Origin of the sequence: Helicobacter pylori, assembly GCF_011175115.1 — a bacterium.
GTDB classification, from domain to species: domain Bacteria; phylum Campylobacterota; class Campylobacteria; order Campylobacterales; family Helicobacteraceae; genus Helicobacter; species Helicobacter pylori_DF.
The window spans coordinates 1-17,293 of record NZ_SHOW01000009.1 but is presented as its reverse complement, the minus strand read 5'-3'; the positions used below and the strand labels follow the sequence as shown (position 1 = coordinate 17,293).

The 17,293-nt window shown below is 38.8% G+C and carries 15 protein-coding genes and 1 pseudogene; 5 read left to right on the top strand and 11 right to left on the bottom strand.

Annotated elements, in window-relative coordinates:
- Nucleotides 1–390: 390 nt before the first annotated feature.
- The 3 genes from EXS92_RS07315 to EXS92_RS07305 form a co-directional block, all read right to left on the bottom strand.
- A complete protein-coding gene (locus EXS92_RS07315) occupies nucleotides 391–741 on the bottom strand; it encodes a DUF3519 domain-containing protein (RefSeq protein WP_158077642.1) in 351 nt (116 codons plus the stop codon).
- A gap of 100 nt (nucleotides 742–841) precedes the next feature.
- Complete coding sequence (gene ruvA, locus EXS92_RS07310) at nucleotides 842–1,393, bottom strand: Holliday junction branch migration protein RuvA (protein WP_165516028.1); 552 nt, start codon at nucleotides 1,391–1,393, stop codon at nucleotides 842–844.
- A 25-nt stretch (nucleotides 1,394–1,418) separates the two neighbouring features.
- On the bottom strand, nucleotides 1,419–3,263 hold the full coding sequence (locus EXS92_RS07305) for a FapA family protein (protein ID WP_165516027.1): 1,845 nt from the start codon (nucleotides 3,261–3,263) through the stop codon (nucleotides 1,419–1,421).
- Between the two features lie 92 nt (nucleotides 3,264–3,355).
- Between EXS92_RS07305 and murJ the strand changes: the two genes are divergently transcribed.
- From murJ to vacA, 3 genes are all read left to right on the top strand, one after another.
- Nucleotides 3,356–4,816, top strand: a complete 1,461-nt coding sequence (murJ, locus tag EXS92_RS07300; RefSeq protein WP_165516026.1) for a murein biosynthesis integral membrane protein MurJ — start codon at nucleotides 3,356–3,358, stop codon at nucleotides 4,814–4,816.
- The gene (cysS, locus tag EXS92_RS07295) at nucleotides 4,817–6,214 is read left to right on the top strand and encodes a cysteine--tRNA ligase (RefSeq protein WP_165516025.1); all 1,398 of its coding nucleotides are present in this window, start codon (nucleotides 4,817–4,819) and stop codon (nucleotides 6,212–6,214) included.
- Between the two features lie 286 nt (nucleotides 6,215–6,500).
- On the top strand, nucleotides 6,501–10,364 hold the full coding sequence (vacA, locus tag EXS92_RS07290; RefSeq protein ID WP_165516024.1) for an autotransporter vacuolating cytotoxin VacA: 3,864 nt from the start codon (nucleotides 6,501–6,503) through the stop codon (nucleotides 10,362–10,364).
- A 128-nt stretch (nucleotides 10,365–10,492) separates the two neighbouring features.
- Here vacA and EXS92_RS07285 read toward each other — a convergent pair whose 3' ends face one another.
- From EXS92_RS07285 to EXS92_RS07270, 4 genes are all read right to left on the bottom strand, one after another.
- Complete coding sequence (locus EXS92_RS07285) at nucleotides 10,493–11,617, bottom strand: glycosyltransferase family 8 protein (protein ID WP_341848057.1); 1,125 nt, start codon at nucleotides 11,615–11,617, stop codon at nucleotides 10,493–10,495.
- A gap of 63 nt (nucleotides 11,618–11,680) precedes the next feature.
- A complete protein-coding gene (locus EXS92_RS07280) occupies nucleotides 11,681–12,448 on the bottom strand; it encodes an ABC transporter ATP-binding protein (RefSeq protein WP_000242348.1) in 768 nt (255 codons plus the stop codon).
- Nucleotides 12,448–13,428 carry a FecCD family ABC transporter permease gene (locus EXS92_RS07275; RefSeq protein WP_000921461.1) on the bottom strand — a complete coding sequence of 327 codons (981 nt, stop codon included), beginning with the start codon at nucleotides 13,426–13,428 and terminating at the stop codon, nucleotides 12,448–12,450. The genes EXS92_RS07280 and EXS92_RS07275 overlap by 1 nt, the downstream gene beginning before the upstream one ends.
- Entirely contained in the window at nucleotides 13,421–14,269 is an 849-nt protein-coding gene (locus EXS92_RS07270) for an SDR family oxidoreductase (RefSeq protein ID WP_165516023.1), read from the bottom strand. Before EXS92_RS07270 ends, EXS92_RS07275 begins: the two co-directional genes overlap by 8 nt.
- A 139-nt stretch (nucleotides 14,270–14,408) precedes the next feature.
- Here EXS92_RS07270 and EXS92_RS07265 point away from each other — a divergent pair, with 139 nt between their 5' ends.
- Nucleotides 14,409–14,933 carry an acyl-CoA thioesterase gene (locus EXS92_RS07265; RefSeq protein ID WP_001135632.1) on the top strand — a complete coding sequence of 175 codons (525 nt, stop codon included), beginning with the start codon at nucleotides 14,409–14,411 and terminating at the stop codon, nucleotides 14,931–14,933.
- A gap of 195 nt (nucleotides 14,934–15,128) precedes the next feature.
- On the opposite strand, the gene vapD is transcribed toward EXS92_RS07265, so the two are convergent.
- Nucleotides 15,129–15,413: an endoribonuclease VapD gene (gene vapD, locus EXS92_RS07260; protein ID WP_165516022.1), complete on the bottom strand. Its 285-nt coding sequence runs from the start codon at nucleotides 15,411–15,413 to the stop codon at nucleotides 15,129–15,131.
- 122 nt (nucleotides 15,414–15,535) lie between these two features.
- Here vapD and EXS92_RS07255 point away from each other — a divergent pair, with 122 nt between their 5' ends.
- Nucleotides 15,536–15,766, top strand: a complete 231-nt coding sequence (locus tag EXS92_RS07255) for a hypothetical protein (protein WP_165516021.1) — start codon at nucleotides 15,536–15,538, stop codon at nucleotides 15,764–15,766.
- Nucleotides 15,767–15,778: 12 nt separating this feature from the next.
- Here EXS92_RS07255 and EXS92_RS07250 read toward each other — a convergent pair.
- The 3 genes and pseudogenes from EXS92_RS07250 to EXS92_RS07240 all read right to left on the bottom strand — a co-directional run bounded on the left by EXS92_RS07250 (nucleotide 15,779) and on the right by EXS92_RS07240 (nucleotide 16,734).
- Nucleotides 15,779–16,031, bottom strand: a pseudogene (locus EXS92_RS07250) (hypothetical protein).
- 78 nt (nucleotides 16,032–16,109) lie between these two features.
- The gene (locus EXS92_RS07245) at nucleotides 16,110–16,376 is read right to left on the bottom strand and encodes an HP0894 family type II toxin-antitoxin system mRNA interferase toxin (protein ID WP_013356424.1); all 267 of its coding nucleotides are present in this window, start codon (nucleotides 16,374–16,376) and stop codon (nucleotides 16,110–16,112) included.
- Entirely contained in the window at nucleotides 16,357–16,734 is a 378-nt protein-coding gene (locus EXS92_RS07240; RefSeq protein WP_165516020.1) for a type II toxin-antitoxin system HP0895 family antitoxin, read from the bottom strand. The genes EXS92_RS07245 and EXS92_RS07240 overlap by 20 nt, the downstream gene beginning before the upstream one ends.
- Between the last annotated feature and the right edge of the window lie 559 nt (nucleotides 16,735–17,293).

The window sequence follows — 17,293 nt, the reverse complement described above, 5'->3', positions numbered from 1 at the left end:
TTTATATATCGTTTTTAAAGCTAATCCACTATTTCTATTTTTTATTGTTTAATGTTTTTGTGCTAATATTATCAAGGCGTGGGCTAGAGAATATTTTCTAACCCATACTAAAAACGCTTTAAGTGTGCCAATAGACCCTGGCACATAAGACGAAAGGGCTTGTGTATGGTCAAGGTGAGGCTTTTTAATCCTTTTCATTTCTCACTCTTTGTGTTTAATTTTTTATGTTAAAGTTCCAACGCATTAGCTTTATCAAATATGTCTAGCACTCAGCTCATAACTGATGGTCAATTGCTATTTTTGAGATTTTGCTAATGTTTTTTATAGATTTATCCTTATCATTTCGTTTTACGCATTTTTTTGCATTGTTTTTAGCATTAGATCATGCTTTTATGCTTGCATTTGTGTTAAGGGGCTTAAATGGGTAGGCTCTTTTGTAAATTCGTTTAAACTTTCTTGTTGTTTTAATAAATCCTCTTGACTTGTTAGCGGTTTTTGTGTAGGATTATTTTCAATAGAGTTTAAGGGTAGAATCTCGCTCTTTGTGATTAGTGGAGATGTATATAAACTTCCGCTACTCTCTGTCTTCTCATATCCTGTTATAATCCAATGATTAGGTAATTTTTCTCCTTTCCAATTATCCTTTAAACCTACTCTTATATTTTGGTATTCAATAGCTACTCTTCCGTTTCGTTCAACCTTAACGCCTTTGTCAATCACTTCCGGTATCGTTTTAATCACGCTTATGGCGTAATCTTTGGCTTCTGTTTCACTCGCTCCCTACTTTATCTTATTAGGCTATCCTACGCTCTATTATGTGCGCTAAACTAAAAACCTTTTTTTAAGAGTGCAGTTGTTGTAAGGCTTCTTTAATCGCTGCTTCTATGCTGAGATTGGGTTTTAGGGTTTTTAAGACTTGGTTGATTTCAGCGCTTTTAAAGCCCAAACTCTCTAGGGCTAAAAAAACCTCATTGCGTGCGGGTCTGTTTTCATCTTGAATGAAAAAGCCAATCAAATCCACCATGATCTTATCAGCGAGCTTTTTCCCTATACCTGGGACTTGCTGGAGTCTTTTGACTTCTTTGGTGGCGATAATGTTTTCAAATTCATTCGGCGAAAAGCTTGAAAGAATGGCTAAAGCGATACGCCCCCCTACCCCATTGATTTTCAAAAGCCTTTCAAAAAGGATTTTTTCGCCCTCTTCTAAAAACCCGTATAAAAGATGCGCATCTTCTTTAATCACTTGTAAGATTTTCAAACGCGCTTTTTGGCCCGCTTGAAGCAAAGCAGCCGTTCGCATAGAAACTTGCACCCCATAAACAACCCCTTGCACTTCTATATGCACTTCTAAAGCGGAGATTTTTTCCACAACCCCTATCAAACCCACTATCATTTTTATCCCTTTTTTATTTCTTGTTCTAGCCTTTTATCGCGCTTTTAGGGACTTTTTTGATTTTATGATCTTCATAGATCACGTTCACGCTTTCATTATGGCTTAACATAGCGCTCAAGTTGCTCACTTTAGGGTAATTGCGATGATAAATCACGATATTTTCTTGCTTGAAAGGGTTTTTAGTCGTAATGTTTGCATGCTGGAAGCTGTTTTCTATACTAATGAGTTTAGCGTAACATTCGTTATTGATTTTTTGCAATTCCAGCATCTGGGCTTTTAAGATTTTCAAACGCTTTAAAGCAAACATAAACTCGCTATAAGCGTCTTTCACGCTTTCTTGTTGCATTAAAGATCGTTTGATTTCTTCAGTGGCGTTTTTAAGCTTTTCCATGATGGCTTGATGGTTTTTAACCAAATGGTTTAAGGACTGGTGCTGAGCGATGATTTTTTTAGATTTTACCCCTAAGGCATTGAGTTTTTGTTTAGCGTTTTTCAATTCTTCTTGGTTTTCTCGCCCCCCAAAAGCGTAAAAAATAAAGCGGTTGCCATTGCCATCCACCTCATCAATCCAACATTGCTTGGAAAAATACAGCTTGTTGTCGCTTTTGAGCTTTTCTAAAGCGATTTCTTTCGCATAGACCACGCTCCCTGCGCTCGCTTCCACTTTAACGCTATTGGCATACACTTTAGCGCGCTCTAAATACTTACACTCAAACTCTTTAGCGTAGCACACGCCCTTATGGTTAGTGATACGCGCTTGATTGGCATAGACATAGCTTTCAGGGTGGATTTGCCCCTCTATAGTGATTTCTTTGGCCACTAAGATCACATTCTTGCCCACATTGCCCTTAACATTAATCGCGCTCGCTTCTAAAATGAGATTAGAATCGATCGCATCGCTCAATTCGTCTTTAGCTTGGATCTCTAAAACTAGCCCGCTCTCCACTCCCCCTAAAAGATTAGGCGTTTCAATGGACTTGATCCCGTTTTTAAAGATAAAATTTTGCTTAGAAACCAAACGTCCCTTTTCCATTTTAACCCCTTGTAAGGCTTTGGAGTAATACACTAAAGCGTTATCTTCTTCTCTTTCTTCAAAAGCGTTTTTGTCATGCCCTATGGGGGTGGGCGAATGAGCAACTTTAGGCAATTCAATATAAAGGCCTTTAAGGTTACGGCCGTCTCTGCCTTGTTTGGGGCAATTCACGCAAGCGACTTTTTGGTTTTCTTTAGCGATATAGTAATTTTCTTTAACAAAAGATTCTTCTTGATCGCTTAAAAAAATGGTATGGGTTGGAAGGTATTCTTCTTCTAGTAAAAAATGCGATTTTTCTTCTGTATTAGGGATAAAAGTTGGAGAAGCGTATAAAATAAAGCGCTTGTTTTGGGCTTCTTTTTGATATTTTCTTAATTCTGTTTTTAAATTTTCATACATTTGTGAAAAATGCCTAAACACTACGCCCTCAAAAGCCAAACGCTCTTTAATATACGCAAACATTTCTTGGTAATGCTCTTCAGTGTCTAGGACAATAAAACACTCGTCTAAAATAATTTCTATTTTGCTTAAATCTTCATCCACTTGCACTTCAAAAAAGCGTTTATAGGCGTTTGATTTGATTTTAATGTCGTGGGTTTGATAGAGGGTTAGCTCTTTTTTTTCATAGTATTCCTCTTCTTCTAATTGCTGCAATTCCCCACCAAAAGCCTCGCTAAAATCGTCTTTAGCGCTGTTTTTGATAAAAATAGAAGTTTTTAAAATCTCAAACCACAGATCTTCTGTTTGTAATTTATTTTCAGCGGCCGCTTTTTTTAATTCTTTTTGAATGTCTTTGCACCGCTCAACTTTTATAGGGGCAAAACGCTCCAAGCTCATTTTTTAATCCTTAAATGGTATAATATAAGAATTTGAAAAAAGAAATATGCTAACAAAAAAACACTGAAAATTAGGTAATAAATACAACTAGTATGCTAAAAAAAATATTTTTAACCAACAGCTTAGGGATTTTATGCTCTAGGATTTTTGGCTTTTTACGGGATTTGATGATGGCCAATATCCTAGGGGCTGGGGTGTATAGCGATATTTTCTTTGTGGCTTTCAAATTGCCTAATTTATTCAGGCGTATTTTTGCGGAGGGCTCTTTTTCTCAAAGCTTTTTACCGAGCTTCATACGGAGTTCCATTAAGGGGGGTTTTGCGAGTTTGGTGGGGCTTATTTTTTGCGGCGTTTTATTCATGTGGTGCTTATTAGTAGCGCTCAATCCCTTATGGCTAACCAAACTCCTAGCTTACGGCTTTGATGAAGAGACGCTCAAACTATGCGCCCCTATTGTAGCGATCAATTTTTGGTATCTTTTATTGGTGTTTATCACCACTTTTTTAGGTGCGCTTCTACAATACAAACACAGCTTTTTTGCCAGCGCTTATAGCGCAAGCTTACTCAATGTATGCATGATTTTAGCCCTTTTCATTTCCAAAGAAAAAACGCATTTAGAAGCGTTGTATTATTTGAGCTATGGCGTGCTTTTAGGGGGCGTGGCTCAAATTTTATTACACTTTTATCCTTTAATGGAATTAGGCTTATGGGATTTATTATCTAAAGGGCTGTTGGGTTTTAAGACTAAAAACGCAAACAAAAAAGAATATCGTTTGAATAGGGTTAAAAGGGATCTGAAAGGGTTTTTCAAGCAGTTTTTCCCCAGCGTTTTAGGCAATTCTAGTGCTCAGATCGCTTCTTTTTTAGACACCACGATCGCCTCTTTTTTAGCGAGCGGGAGCGTGTCTTATTTGTATTATGCTAACAGAGTCTTCCAGCTCCCTTTAGCCTTATTTGCTATCGCTATCTCCACAGCCCTTTTCCCCAGCATTGCGATCGCGCTTAAAAACAATCAGCAGGATTTAATCTTACAGCGCTTGCAAAAGGCGTGGTTTTTTTTGGTGGGGGTTTTGCTCTTTTGCAGCATTGGGGGGATCATGCTAAGTCAAGAAATCACCGAGCTTTTATTTGAAAGGGGGCAGTTTAGCCCTAAAGACACTTTAATCACTTCGCAAGTCTTTTCGCTCTATCTTTTAGGTTTGCTCCCTTTTGGGCTAACTAAACTCTTTTCTTTGTGGCTTTATGCGAAGTTAGAACAAAAAAAAGCGGCTAAAATCTCTTTAATTTCGCTTTTTTTAGGTTTGGTGGCTTCTTTGAGTTTAATGCCTTTGTTAGGGGTTTTAGGTTTAGCGTTAGCGAATAGTTTGAGCGGGCTGTTTTTATTTGTTTTAACGATAAAAGCGTTTGGCTTTCAATTATTCTTGGGTATAATCAAGAATTTAAAATCATGGCTTGTAATCCTTTTCCTCGCTTGCGTGGAAATCTTATTACTCTTAGCGTTCAAATCGTGGGTTACACATTTATATTTATTTTATTATTTTCAAGGTTTTTAAATGTTTATTTATGATACCAAATTAAAGCAAAAAGTCCCTTTTGAGCCTTTAGTTAAAAATAAGGCGAATATTTATGTGTGCGGGCCTACGGTGTATGATGACGCTCATTTAGGGCATGCCAGGAGCGCGATTGCTTTTGATTTGTTGAGGCGCACGCTTGAATTGAGCGGCTATGAAGTGATGCTAGTAAGGAATTTCACGGATATTGACGATAAGATCATCAACAAAGCCTTCAAAGAAAACAAAAGCATTCAGGAATTAAGCAACATTTACATTGAATCTTACACGAGGGATTTGAACGCTTTGAACGTGAAAAAACCCAGCCTAGAGCCTAAAGCGAGCGAGTATTTAGACGCTATGGTGCGCATGATTGAAACGCTTTTAGAAAAAAATTTCGCTTATCAAGTCTCTAATGGGGATATTTATTTAGACACGAGCAAGGATAAAGATTACGGATCTTTGAGCGTGCATAATAGCAGCGTGGAATTTAGCCGTATCGGTTTGGTGCAAGAAAAACGGCTTGAGCAGGATTTTGTGTTGTGGAAAAGCTATAAGGGGGATAATGATGTGGGCTTTGATAGCCCTTTAGGCAAAGGGCGCCCTGGTTGGCATATAGAATGCTCTAGCATGGTTTTTGAAACTTTAGCGCTCGCTAACGCCCCTTATCAAATTGATATTCATGCAGGCGGATCGGATTTGTTATTCCCCCACCATGAAAATGAAGCGTGCCAAACCCGTTGCGCTTTTGGCGTGGAAATCGCCAAATACTGGATGCACAATGGCTTTGTGAATATCAATAACGAAAAAATGTCTAAAAGTTTAGGGAATAGCTTTTTCATTAAAGACGCCTTGAAAAACTATGATGGCGAGATTTTGCGCAATTATTTATTGGGGGTGCATTACCGCTCTGTTTTGAATTTCAATGAAGAAGACTTGTTAATGAGTAAAAAACGCTTGGATAAAATCTATCGCTTGAAACAGCGCGTTTTAGGGACTTTAGGAGGAATAAATCCAAATTTTAAAAAAGAAATTTTAGAATGCATGCAAGATGATTTAAACATTTCTAAAGCGTTGAGCGTTTTAGAAAGCATGCTTTCTTCTACCAACGAAAAACTGGATCAAAACCCCAAAAATAAGGCTTTGAAAGGCGAAATTTTAGCGAATTTGAAATTCATAGAAGAACTGCTTGGCATCGGGTTTAAAGACCCTAGCGCGTATTTCCAATTAGGCGTGAGCGAAAGCGAAAAACAAGAAATTGAAAGCAAGATAGAAGAAAGAAAACGCGCCAAAGAACAGAAAGATTTTTTAAAAGCCGATAGCATCAGAGAAGAGCTTTTAAACCACAAAATCGCTTTGATGGACACCCCACAAGGCACGATTTGGGAGAAGCTTTTTTAAACGCCTCCAATTTTACCTTTTTACACATTCTAACCAAAATTTTCAGTAAGAGAGGCTTTTTAAGCTTTTCAAATTTTACCTATTTACATATTCTAACCACAAATTCTAGCAATATTGCTCTTTAATCTTGTTAAGTTTTATGTTCATTTACTTTAATTTGATAAAAATTGAACAATGGTTGTAGATACTATATATTTATAACCTTAATCGTAAATGCAACAGAAATTTTCTAGTCTAAAGTCGCACCCTTTGTGCAAAAATCGTTTTACAAAAAGAAAGGAAAGAAATGGAAATACAACAAACACACCGCAAAATCAATCGCCCTTTAGTTTCTCTTGTTTTAGCAGGAGCGTTGATTAGTGCCATACCGCAACAAAGTCATGCCGCCTTTTTCACAACCGTGATCATTCCAGCCATTGTTGGGGGTATCGCTACAGGCACCGCTGTAGGAACGGTCTCAGGGCTTCTTGGCTGGGGGCTCAAACAAGCCGAAGAAGCCAATAAAACCCCAGATAAACCCGATAAAGTTTGGCGCATTCAAGCAGGAAAAGGCTTTAATGAATTCCCTAACAAGGAATACGACTTATACCAATCCCTTTTATCCAGTAAGATTGATGGAGGTTGGGACTGGGGGAACGCCGCTAGGCATTATTGGGTCAAAGGCGGGCAGCAGAACAAGCTTGAAGTGGATATGAAAGACGCTGTAGGGACTTATAAACTATCAGGGCTTAGAAACTTTACTGGTGGGGATTTAGACGTGAATATGCAAAAAGCCACTTTACGCTTGGGCCAATTCAATGGCAATTCTTTTACAAGCTATAAGGATAGTGCTGATCGCACCACGAGAGTGGATTTCAACGCTAAAAATATCTCAATTGATAATTTTGTAGAAATCAACAATCGTGTGGGTTCTGGAGCCGGGAGGAAGGCCAGCTCTACGGTTTTGACTTTGCAAGCTTCAGAAGGGATTACTAGCAGTAAAAATGCGGAAATTTCTCTTTATGATGGCGCCACGCTTAATTTGGCTTCAAACAGCGTTAAATTAATGGGTAATGTGTGGATGGGCCGCTTGCAATATGTGGGAGCGTATCTGGCCCCTTCATACAGCACGATAAACACTTCAAAAGTAACAGGGGAAGTGGATTTTAACCATCTCACTGTGGGCGATAAAAACGCCGCTCAAGCGGGCATTATCGCTAGCAATAAGACTCATATTGGCACACTGGATTTGTGGCAAAGCGCCGGGTTAAACATTATCGCCCCTCCAGAAGGCGGCTACAAGGATAAACCTAATAATACCACTCCTCAGAGTGGCGCTAAAAACGACAAACAAGAGAGCAGTCAAAACAATAGTAACACTCAGGTCATTAACCCACCCAATAGCGCGCAAAAAACAGAAATTCAACCCACGCAAGTCATTGATGGGCCTTTTGCTGGCGGCAAAGACACGGTGGTCAATATTGATCGCATAAACACTAAAGCCGATGGCACGATTAGAGTGGGAGGGTATAAAGCTTCTCTTACCACCAATGCGGCTCATTTGCATATCGGCAAAGGCGGTGTCAATATGTCCAATCAAGCGAGCGGGCGTTCTTTATTAGTGGAAAATCTAACTGGGAATATCACCGTTGATGGGCCTTTAAGAGTGAATAATCAAGTGGGTGGTTATGCTTTGGCAGGATCAAGCGCGAATTTTGAGTTTAAGGCTGGTACGGATACCAAAAACGGCACAGCCACTTTTAATAACGATATTAGTTTGGGAAGATTTGTGAATTTAAAGGTGGATGCTCATACAGCTAATTTTAAAGGTATTGATACGGGTAATGGTGGTTTCAACACCTTAGATTTTAGTGGTGTTACAGGTAAGGTCAATATCAACAAGCTCATTACGGCTTCCACTAATGTGGCCGTTAAAAACTTCAACATTAATGAATTGATTGTTAAAACCAATGGGGTGAGTGTGGGGGAATACACTCATTTTAGCGAAGATATAGGCAGTCAATCGCGCATCAATACCGTGCGTTTGGAAACTGGCACTAGGTCAATCTTTTCTGGGGGTGTTAAATTTAAAGGCGGCGAAAAATTGGTTATCAATGAGTTTTATTATAGCCCTTGGAATTATTTTGACGCTAGGAATATTAAAAATGTTGAAATCACCAGAAAATTCGCTTCTTCAACCCCAGAAAACCCTTGGGGCACATCAAAACTTATGTTTAATAATCTAACCCTGGGTCAAAATGCGGTCATGGACTATAGTCAATTTTCAAATTTAACCATTCAGGGGGATTTTATCAACAATCAAGGCACTATCAACTATCTGGTCCGAGGCGGGAAAGTGGCAACCTTAAATGTAGGCAATGCAGCAGCTATGATGTTTAATAATGATATAGACAGCGCGACCGGATTTTACAAACCGCTCATCAAGGTTAACAGCGCTCAAGATCTCATTAAAAATACAGAGCATGTTTTATTGAAAGCGAAAATCATTGGTTATGGTAATGTTTCTACAGGTACCAATGGCATTAGTAATGTTAATCTAGAAGAGCAATTCAAAGAGCGCCTAGCCCTTTATAACAACAATAACCGCATGGATACTTGTGTGGTGCGAAATACTGATGACATTAAAGCATGCGGTATGGCTATCGGCAATCAAAGCATGGTGAACAACCCTGACAATTACAAGTATCTTATCGGTAAGGCATGGAAAAATATAGGCATCAGTAAAACGGCTAACGGCTCTAAAATTTCGGTGTATTATTTAGGCAATTCTACGCCTACTGAGAATGGTGGCAATACCACCAACTTACCCACAAACACCACTAATAATGCGCGTTCTGCTAACTACGCCCTCGTAAAGAACGCTCCTTTCGCTCACAGCGCCACTCCTAATTTAGTCGCTATCAATAAGCATGATTTTGGCACTATTGAAAGCGTGTTTGAATTGGCTAACCGCTCTAAAGATATTGACACGCTCTATACTCATTCAGGCGCGCAAGGCAGGGATCTCTTACAAACCTTATTGATTGATAGCCACAATGCGGGTTATGCCAGACAAATGATCGATAACACAAGCACCGGTGAAATCACCAAGCAATTGAATGCGGCCACTACCGCTTTAAACAACGTAGCCAGTTTAGAGCATAAAACCAGCGGCTTGCAAACTTTGAGCTTGAGCAATGCGATGATTTTAAATTCTCGTTTAGTCAATCTCTCCAGAAGGCACACCAACCATATTGACTCGTTCGCTCAACGCTTACAAACTTTAAAAGACCAAAAATTCGCTTCTTTAGAGAGCGCAGCAGAAGTGTTGTATCAATTTGCCCCCAAATATGAAAAACCCACCAATGTTTGGGCTAACGCTATTGGGGGAGCGAGCTTGAATAATGGCTCCAACGCTTCATTGTATGGCACAAGCGCCGGTGTAGATGCTTACCTTAATGGGGAAGTGGAAGCCATTGTGGGCGGGTTTGGAAGCTATGGTTATAGCTCTTTTAGCAATCAAGCGAACTCTCTTAACTCTGGGGCTAATAACGCTAATTTTGGCGTGTATAGCCGTATTTTTGCCAACCAGCATGAATTTGATTTTGAAGCTCAAGGGGCGCTAGGGAGCGATCAATCAAGCTTGAATTTCAAAAGCGCTCTATTACAAGATTTGAATCAAAGCTATAATTACTTAGCCTATAGTGCCACAACAAGAGCGAGCTATGGTTATGACTTCGCGTTTTTTAGGAACGCTTTAGTGTTAAAACCAAGCGTGGGCGTGGGCTATAACCATTTAGGTTCAACCAACTTTAAAAGCAACAGCCAATCACAAGTGGCTTTAAAAAATGGCGCGAGCAGTCAGCATTTATTCAACGCTAACGCTAACGTGGAAGCGCGTTATTATTATGGGGACACTTCATACTTCTATTTGCATGCGGGAGTTTTACAAGAGTTCGCTCACTTTGGATCGAATGATGTGGCGTCTTTAAACACCTTTAAAATCAATGCCGCTCGCAGTCCTTTAAGCACCTATGCAAGAGCGATGATGGGTGGGGAATTGCGATTAGCTAAAGAAGTGTTTTTGAATTTGGGCGTGGTTTATTTGCACAATTTGATTTCCAACGCAAGCCATTTCGCTTCCAATTTAGGAATGAGGTATAGTTTCTAATACCGATCTAAGTATCGCTCTTAAACCCATGCTCTGGCATGGGGTGCGATAGGTTTAAAAAGTATAATTGGGGGAGCGTATTAGCAAACCAACCCCAAATAAGGGGTTAGCCTTCAAAATGAACTCCACTAACGCAAACAAAAAGACTCTAGCTTTTTAAAAATCTTAAACAAAACGTATTGTATAAGGAATTTTTTATTCAGCTTGGTGTTTAAAAATTCAAAAAAACTCTTTTTGTTGTGGTCATTGAGTTCAGTAAAAGTTTCAATTTTACCCACTAAATTCTCAAAAACCAAAGATTCAAAAGAAGTTTTAAAAGCGACTTGATGCCATTCTTTAGAATACGGGTAGCCAAAATGCTTCCAAGGCTTTTCATCAGCATAAAAATGCAACATGCAAGCGTCAGATTTTTTAGGTATCATTCTTGTCCCAACCATGCGTGGATGGACATTATACTTGCAAGGCATTTCTAAAATACACCCTTGACAAACAAGCACAAATAAATCTTGCTCTGGCAACAACAGCCCTTCATCTCTTGTTTTAAAAAAATCAATCAGCTTTTCTTCCAAATGACTCTCCCTCCACAACGCCAAATTGACCAGCATAAAACCTGCATTAAAAGGGTTTTCATATAGAATTCCCACTTCTTGAAAGCTCAGGCTTTTATGATTGAGTTTGACACCCATTCCCCTAGACCAATTAAGCCGAGATACAAACAAATCATTAGCGCTATGAATGTTAATCAATGAGAGGTCTTCTTTGGTCGCTCCAAAATACGCTCCATCCATAGGGATAAAAAAGCTCTCGCTAATATCGCCCACAAACAAGGTATCCACATCAAACATGATTATTTTTTCGTATTGAGGGAAAATACTCGCCAGCAACAAACGGCATAAAATCATTTTGGAAAAACGCTTTTTAGCGAAAGGATTGAGTCTTAAGAAAAGTTGAGAAACCAATGTAAAAGGGTAAGCGTCATTCTTTGAAATATCACAAAATTCAATACCAGAAAACGCGTTAAAGGGGGCTATAGTCCGCTTTAATTTTTCTGCATTTTCAGCACTCAAACTATCCACTAAACAATGGATTTGATAAAAGAGTTTTACCCCATCTCTTTCTCGCTTCGCGTTAAGAAGCATGGAATATAAACTCACACCCGCAGGGATGCAATAAATATTGTCAAAAGCTACTACTATGGGGATAGTTTGAAATGAGAGGGGGGGGGGGGGGGTAACAGATGCGCTAATTTTCACATAAACTCCTTGAAAATAAAAATAAACGAAATATTATAACTCAAAATCCCCTTTTTTCAACCCCTACAACGCATACACTACAAGCTTATCATCATGCCAGATCGCTTCTAAGGGCGTGTCATAAAGCGCGCTTAAATTGTGTGAAGTCATAGCGATTGGTGTGGAAGCTTGCAAAAAAAGTTTTTTATCTTTGAGCATGACCACATGCGTGGAGTGCCTGGCAACCAAATTGGGATCATGGATATTGACTAAAACGCTCAATTCTCGTTTTTTCATCTCATCTTTAATCGCATCAAAAAAAAGGGCTTGGTTTTTTAAATCTAACGCGCTCGTAGGCTCATCCAGTAATAATAAGGGCGTTCTTTGCAACAAACTCCTGGCTAAAAGCACCATTTGCCTTTGACCGCCGGATAAATCATTGATGCCTTGATCTTTTAAGGACTCTAAATCCAAGCGCTCTAAAACGCTAGTCGCTTCTTTAATGTGCTTAGCTTTAGGCATAGCGAACAGATTCAAATGCGTCGCCTTCCCCATTAAAACAAAATCTAGCACGCTGAAATTGAACGCATAATATTCCACTTGGGGGATATAAGCGATCAATTTGGCTTTTTCATAAGGCTTTAAGGGTAAAATATCTTTGTTACACGCCTTGATTTCGGTTTCTTCTAAAGGTTTCAAAAGCCCTAAAAGGCATTTTAAAAGCGTGGTTTTACCCGAGCCATTAGGCGCTAAAATGCTGGTGATGCTGTTTTTTGGCACGCTAAAACTCAATTTATCCAAAATGAGTTTTTGAGAATATTTAAAGGACAGGTTCTTAACTTCTAAGACCATCACACCCCCCTAGTCCTAAATAAAAGCCACAAGAAGAAAGGCGCTCCTAAAACGCTTGTCGCAATGCCTACCGGCAAATCATAGGGGGTAATGGTTTTAGCCACCACATCCGCTAGAAGCAAGAAAAACGCCCCCATTAACAAAGAGCTTAAAAGCAGTTTTTGCAAATTCGCCCCAAAAAACAACCTCGCCACATGCGGAATGACTAACCCAATCCAGCCAATCGTGCCGGACACGCTCACCGCTAAAGCGCTCGCCACGCTCACACACACCAAACAAAGCGATCGCAACAACACCGGGTTAATCCCCAAGCTCAAACTTTGCGCATCGCTCAAGCTCAATAAATTGATGCGCCACCTTAACAAAAAAAGCGGGATAAAGCCCAAAGATAGCCCTATGAAAGCGATCAAACAATCCTTATAACTGCTCAAAGACAAGCTCCCTAAAAGCCACACGACAATCGCTTGCGCTTTTTGGGGGATCACAAAGAATTTTATCGCCCCGGCAAGTGCGCTTAAAAACGCGCTCAACACCACCCCTGAAAGCACCAACGAAAGGACGGAATTGCCTAAAACCCTATTCATCGCCAAAACAGCAAGACTAGCTAAAATCGCCCCAAAAAACGCTAAAATCGCAATGTTAGACTCCACTACCGCTATCGCCATCGCCACGCCTAGCATCGCCCCGCTAGAAATCCCTAGTAAAAAGGGATCGACTAAGGGGTTTCTAAAAATCGTTTGCATCACCACCCCACTCCCAGACAAACTCGCTCCCACCAGGAGCGCTAAGATCACTCGTGGTAATCGTATTTCTAAAATAATAACACTTAAAGAGCTCAGTTCTTCATTGTGTAAAAAGTGGTTTTTCACATTAAGGCACACTTCTTGCCATTCTTCCAAACTCAAGGACTCCCCTCCAAACAACAGCACCACCACCGCTAAAATCACGCAAGCTAAGGCAATATGATAGGTTTTAAGCATCGTGCTTCCTTTTAAGAACGATTAATCTGAACAAAGAATCATACCAACTACTCGGGAGGATTTGATACAACGCCAACAACAATTGGGTTTTTAAGCCGATCAAATAGCGGGCCTTGATTTTTTGACTCATGCTAAGAAAAACAATTTTTTGCGCCACGGCTTTAGCGCTTAGGGCGTTTTCATACACGCTCGCATAAAAAGTTTTAGCCGCATTCACTTCTAACGCATAAAGGCTATCTTCACTCTCAAAATTCTCAACTGAAAAAGCGGTTTTTTCCCAATTGCTTTTCACCGGGCCTGGCTCAATCAAACACACTTGAACGTTAAAGGGTTTAAGCTCTAAACGCAAAGCATCGCTATAAGCCTCTAAGGCATGCTTACTCGCGCTATAATGACCTAAAAAGAGCATGCTCACACGCCCCGCTATGGAAGAAAGATTAAAAATCTTAGAATAGGGCTTGTTTTTTAGTAAGGGCAAACAAAACTGCACCACTTCACAAAGAGCGAAAAAATTCACGCCAAATTGTTTTTTAACCTCTTCAATAGGCGTGTCTTCTACGCTCCCAAACACCCCATAACCAGCAGAATTGATCAAAACATCGCAATGATCTTCTTTAGCGCTGATGTTTAAAAACACTTCTTTTAAAGCGTTAGAATCGCTCACATCAATATCAACGCTCTCGCATAACGCATGGTTTAACGCTACGCACAAAGTCGCATGCCTAGAGAGTGCATAGACTTTATACCCTTGATCTAACAGCATTAACGCACACTCTAACCCAATCCCAGAACTCGCCCCAGTGATAACCGCCACCTTTTGGCTTTCTTTTTTCTCGCCCATTATCTAACGCTAACCCTCTTATTATTTTTCTAATGCCTCTAATATTCACTTAATATTACTTAATTTTGACTAATATATAGTTCTTGGAATGTTTTTTACAAAAGACATTTTTAACACCAATTTTAATTAAGGAGAAGCAATGCCTCAAATACAATCATCGCATTCTAGTCATTTTGATTTCACTATAGACACAGCGGATCGCACTAAATTATTGATGAGCTATTTAGTCGTGCCTACAACCGCTAATTTCAACAATGTCATGCATGGGGGGGAATTATTGAATTTGTTGGATAAAGTGGCTTATGTGTGTTCGACTCGTTATTGCACTAAAGGAACGGTCACTTTAAGCGTGGATGGGGTTACTTTTAAATACCCCATTCCTGTAGGGAATTTGCTCACTTTTTTAGCCAGCATCAATTATGTGGGGAACACCTCGTGCGAAGTGGGGATTAAGGTTTTGAGCGAAGATATTAAAACTCGTGAAATCACGCACACCAATTCATGCTATTTCACGATGGTGGCTGTGGAAAATGGCAAACCCACCCCCATGCCTAAATACGAGCCTAAAACAGAGGTTGAAATCCGCCGCTATGAAGGGGCTTTGAAGCGCAAGGAAATGCGCACGCGAGGGTATTTAAAAAGCGGCAAACACGAGGGTGTTTAAAAAATAAAAAAGCGTGAGCGGTGTTTTAACCCTAAATTTATCCCTAAAAAGGGAGGGGGTAGTTGGTGAGCGATTCATTTAGGCGTTATGAGTGGTGTGGGCGGTTCAAAACGACTCGCTATGACTGCCTAAGCCATAAAAAAGCGTTATTTTTCACTCTATAAGTGCCAAGAATTTTAAAAATTTGGCTAAACACTAGGATTTCACAATCTCAGTAAAATCGCTAAAGTCCTCTACCTTAAACGCTCTAATATCCCTAACAGACTTTTTAAACCACTCAATTTGAGAGAGTTTATTGATCGCTTTATAGATTTGCGCTAGAGTGTTTTCTTTAGAATAATTAACATAAACGCTCCCTTGAGTCCATTCAAACCCTAATAGCTCTAATTCTTGCCTTAAATCATCATAGGCTTTATTGTAGGGTTCTCCGTATTCTTTTTTTAAAATCTCAATCTTTAAATCAAACGCTAAAGCATACATTTTCAAAACCTTTACTATTTTCTCTTTTTAACTCGTTTGTAAAATCATCTAAACTATCAATTTGAGTGAGATTAACCCCATTTAACGCCTCCCTCAAGTTCTAACTGATTGATCAAGTTAAATTGTGGAGGTCATTAGACCCCACTAACACGCCCAAGCTATTCTTTAGCGAACCATTCAACCAACAACAATCCCAAGATAACAAGCCAGCCCTAACAAGCACGATAGGAACAACGACTAACTATGGCAAGCTAAACTATATTAAGATAGGGCTAAATCAAAACTTTAACGCTAATGTAGGCGCTAATCAAGGCTACCCCTTTTTAACAAGTTTTTTAAAATCTTTTTTGTAAAGGGCATGGTGCTTAATTTTCAGCATTCACTTCTTTATTTGATTTCATTTGCCCATGCAGAAAAATCTTCAATAACCTCTAAGTTTTCGCCATTTAACGCATCTCTTATGGCTTGTTGCGTTTCAATATTTGGGATCTCATGCCCCAAACAACAACCTCTTTTATCATCAAACGCTTGGCTAATTTTTTGCTCTAATTGATTGATGAGATTAAAAAGCTGTTTTTGGCTGTATTTTGTGTAATCTTTTTTGGTGGTGTTAGGCATGCTTATTCCTTTTTTAAAAATATCAGCTCATTATAGCGCAAGCGATTTGGTTTAAGCGTTATAAGGGGTGTGGGTGGATTAAAACAACTCACTATGACTGCCTAACCTTAACAAAATCAGCTCATCATCTTTCACTAAATACACAAGCAAAATGTCGGATTTAATATGGCATTCCCTAAAAGGTTTCCACTTGCCTTTTAGGGCATGATCTTGAAATCGTGGATCTAGCGGTTCTTTTTTTCTTAAGGTTAGAATGACTTCCTTCAAAACGCTATCATCAAACCCATTCAAAAGCAATTTATCAAAATCTTTTTGAAAAGATTTTTTAAGATTGAGCTTCAACACCTAAAGCCTTTTTTCTCTCATTGCTATAACTAGAAAAATCCTCAACGAACAAATCTGTTTCTTTGTTATCCGCATCTCTCATGGCTTGTTGCGTTTGAATGTTTGGGGTTTCATGCCCAAAACAACAATCTCTTTTATCATCAAAAGCTTGGCTGATTTTTTGCAAGAGTTCATTTAATGCGTCTATTTTATCCTTAAAGTTTTGATCCCTTTTTTCCAATTCTTTAGCCATTTTTTCTTTAAAAGAAACTCTATCATTTTGCATCTTTTTGATTTTTCGCTCTAATTGATGGATTAAATTAAAAAGCTGTCTTTGGCTGTATTTTGTGTAGTCTTTTTCTGCGGTGGTGTTTGGCATGCTTTATTCCTTTAAAAATATAAGATGACAAGTTCATTATAGCGCAAGCGATAGAGCAAGATTAAAAAGCTAGAAATCAAAACTTAAAGATTGAAAAGCGGATTGGGAAGTTAATGAAAAGATTAAAGATTAAAAAATTAAAGATCAAAAGATTAAAAAAGAAGCGGATTGAAAAATCAGTGAAAAGATTAAAAGATCTTTTAGTAAAAAATTTTAAAAAAGTTTAAAAGAATAAAAGTTCTGTGAGTGAAAAATAATCGTTTTAGATTTGATTTTATAATAAACTCATTTTATTGAGTTTTATTTTATTTTCTTAAAGAGATAGAAAGTATTTGAAATCATTCTCCCCCTTTTAATCTCCAACTTAAACCCCCTAAAAAAGCGCTTTTTAAAAACTACCGCTTAAATTAGCGACAAGTTTTCCACTAACCAAATCGTCAAAAACGCTAAAAAGGATTTTTCATCAAACCCCCCAAAAAAAGAAAGTTCAAAAAAAGAAAGTTCAAAAAAACAAAGGGTTCAAAAACAAGAAGTTCAAAACAAAGGAATTTAAAAAAAA

What these genes read in the sequence shown, in the direction of transcription:
- EXS92_RS07240 (WP_165516020.1), bottom strand. Translation starts at nt 16,734, where the DNA reads ATGCCAAACACCACCGCAGAAAAAGACTACACAAAATACAGCCAAAGA.
- vapD (WP_165516022.1), bottom strand. Translation starts at nt 15,413, where the DNA reads ATGTATGCTTTAGCGTTTGATTTAAAGATTGAGATTTTAAAAAAAGAA.
- vacA (WP_165516024.1), top strand. Translation starts at nt 6,501, where the DNA reads ATGGAAATACAACAAACACACCGCAAAATCAATCGCCCTTTAGTTTCT.
- ruvA (WP_165516028.1), bottom strand. Translation starts at nt 1,393, where the DNA reads ATGATAGTGGGTTTGATAGGGGTTGTGGAAAAAATCTCCGCTTTAGAA.
- EXS92_RS07275 (WP_000921461.1), bottom strand. Translation starts at nt 13,428, where the DNA reads ATGCTTAAAACCTATCATATTGCCTTAGCTTGCGTGATTTTAGCGGTG.
- cysS (WP_165516025.1), top strand. Translation starts at nt 4,817, where the DNA reads ATGTTTATTTATGATACCAAATTAAAGCAAAAAGTCCCTTTTGAGCCT.
- EXS92_RS07270 (WP_165516023.1), bottom strand. Translation starts at nt 14,269, where the DNA reads ATGGGCGAGAAAAAAGAAAGCCAAAAGGTGGCGGTTATCACTGGGGCG.
- EXS92_RS07280 (WP_000242348.1), bottom strand. Translation starts at nt 12,448, where the DNA reads ATGGTCTTAGAAGTTAAGAACCTGTCCTTTAAATATTCTCAAAAACTC.
- EXS92_RS07265 (WP_001135632.1), top strand. Translation starts at nt 14,409, where the DNA reads ATGCCTCAAATACAATCATCGCATTCTAGTCATTTTGATTTCACTATA.
- EXS92_RS07305 (WP_165516027.1), bottom strand. Translation starts at nt 3,263, where the DNA reads ATGAGCTTGGAGCGTTTTGCCCCTATAAAAGTTGAGCGGTGCAAAGAC.
- murJ (WP_165516026.1), top strand. Translation starts at nt 3,356, where the DNA reads ATGCTAAAAAAAATATTTTTAACCAACAGCTTAGGGATTTTATGCTCT.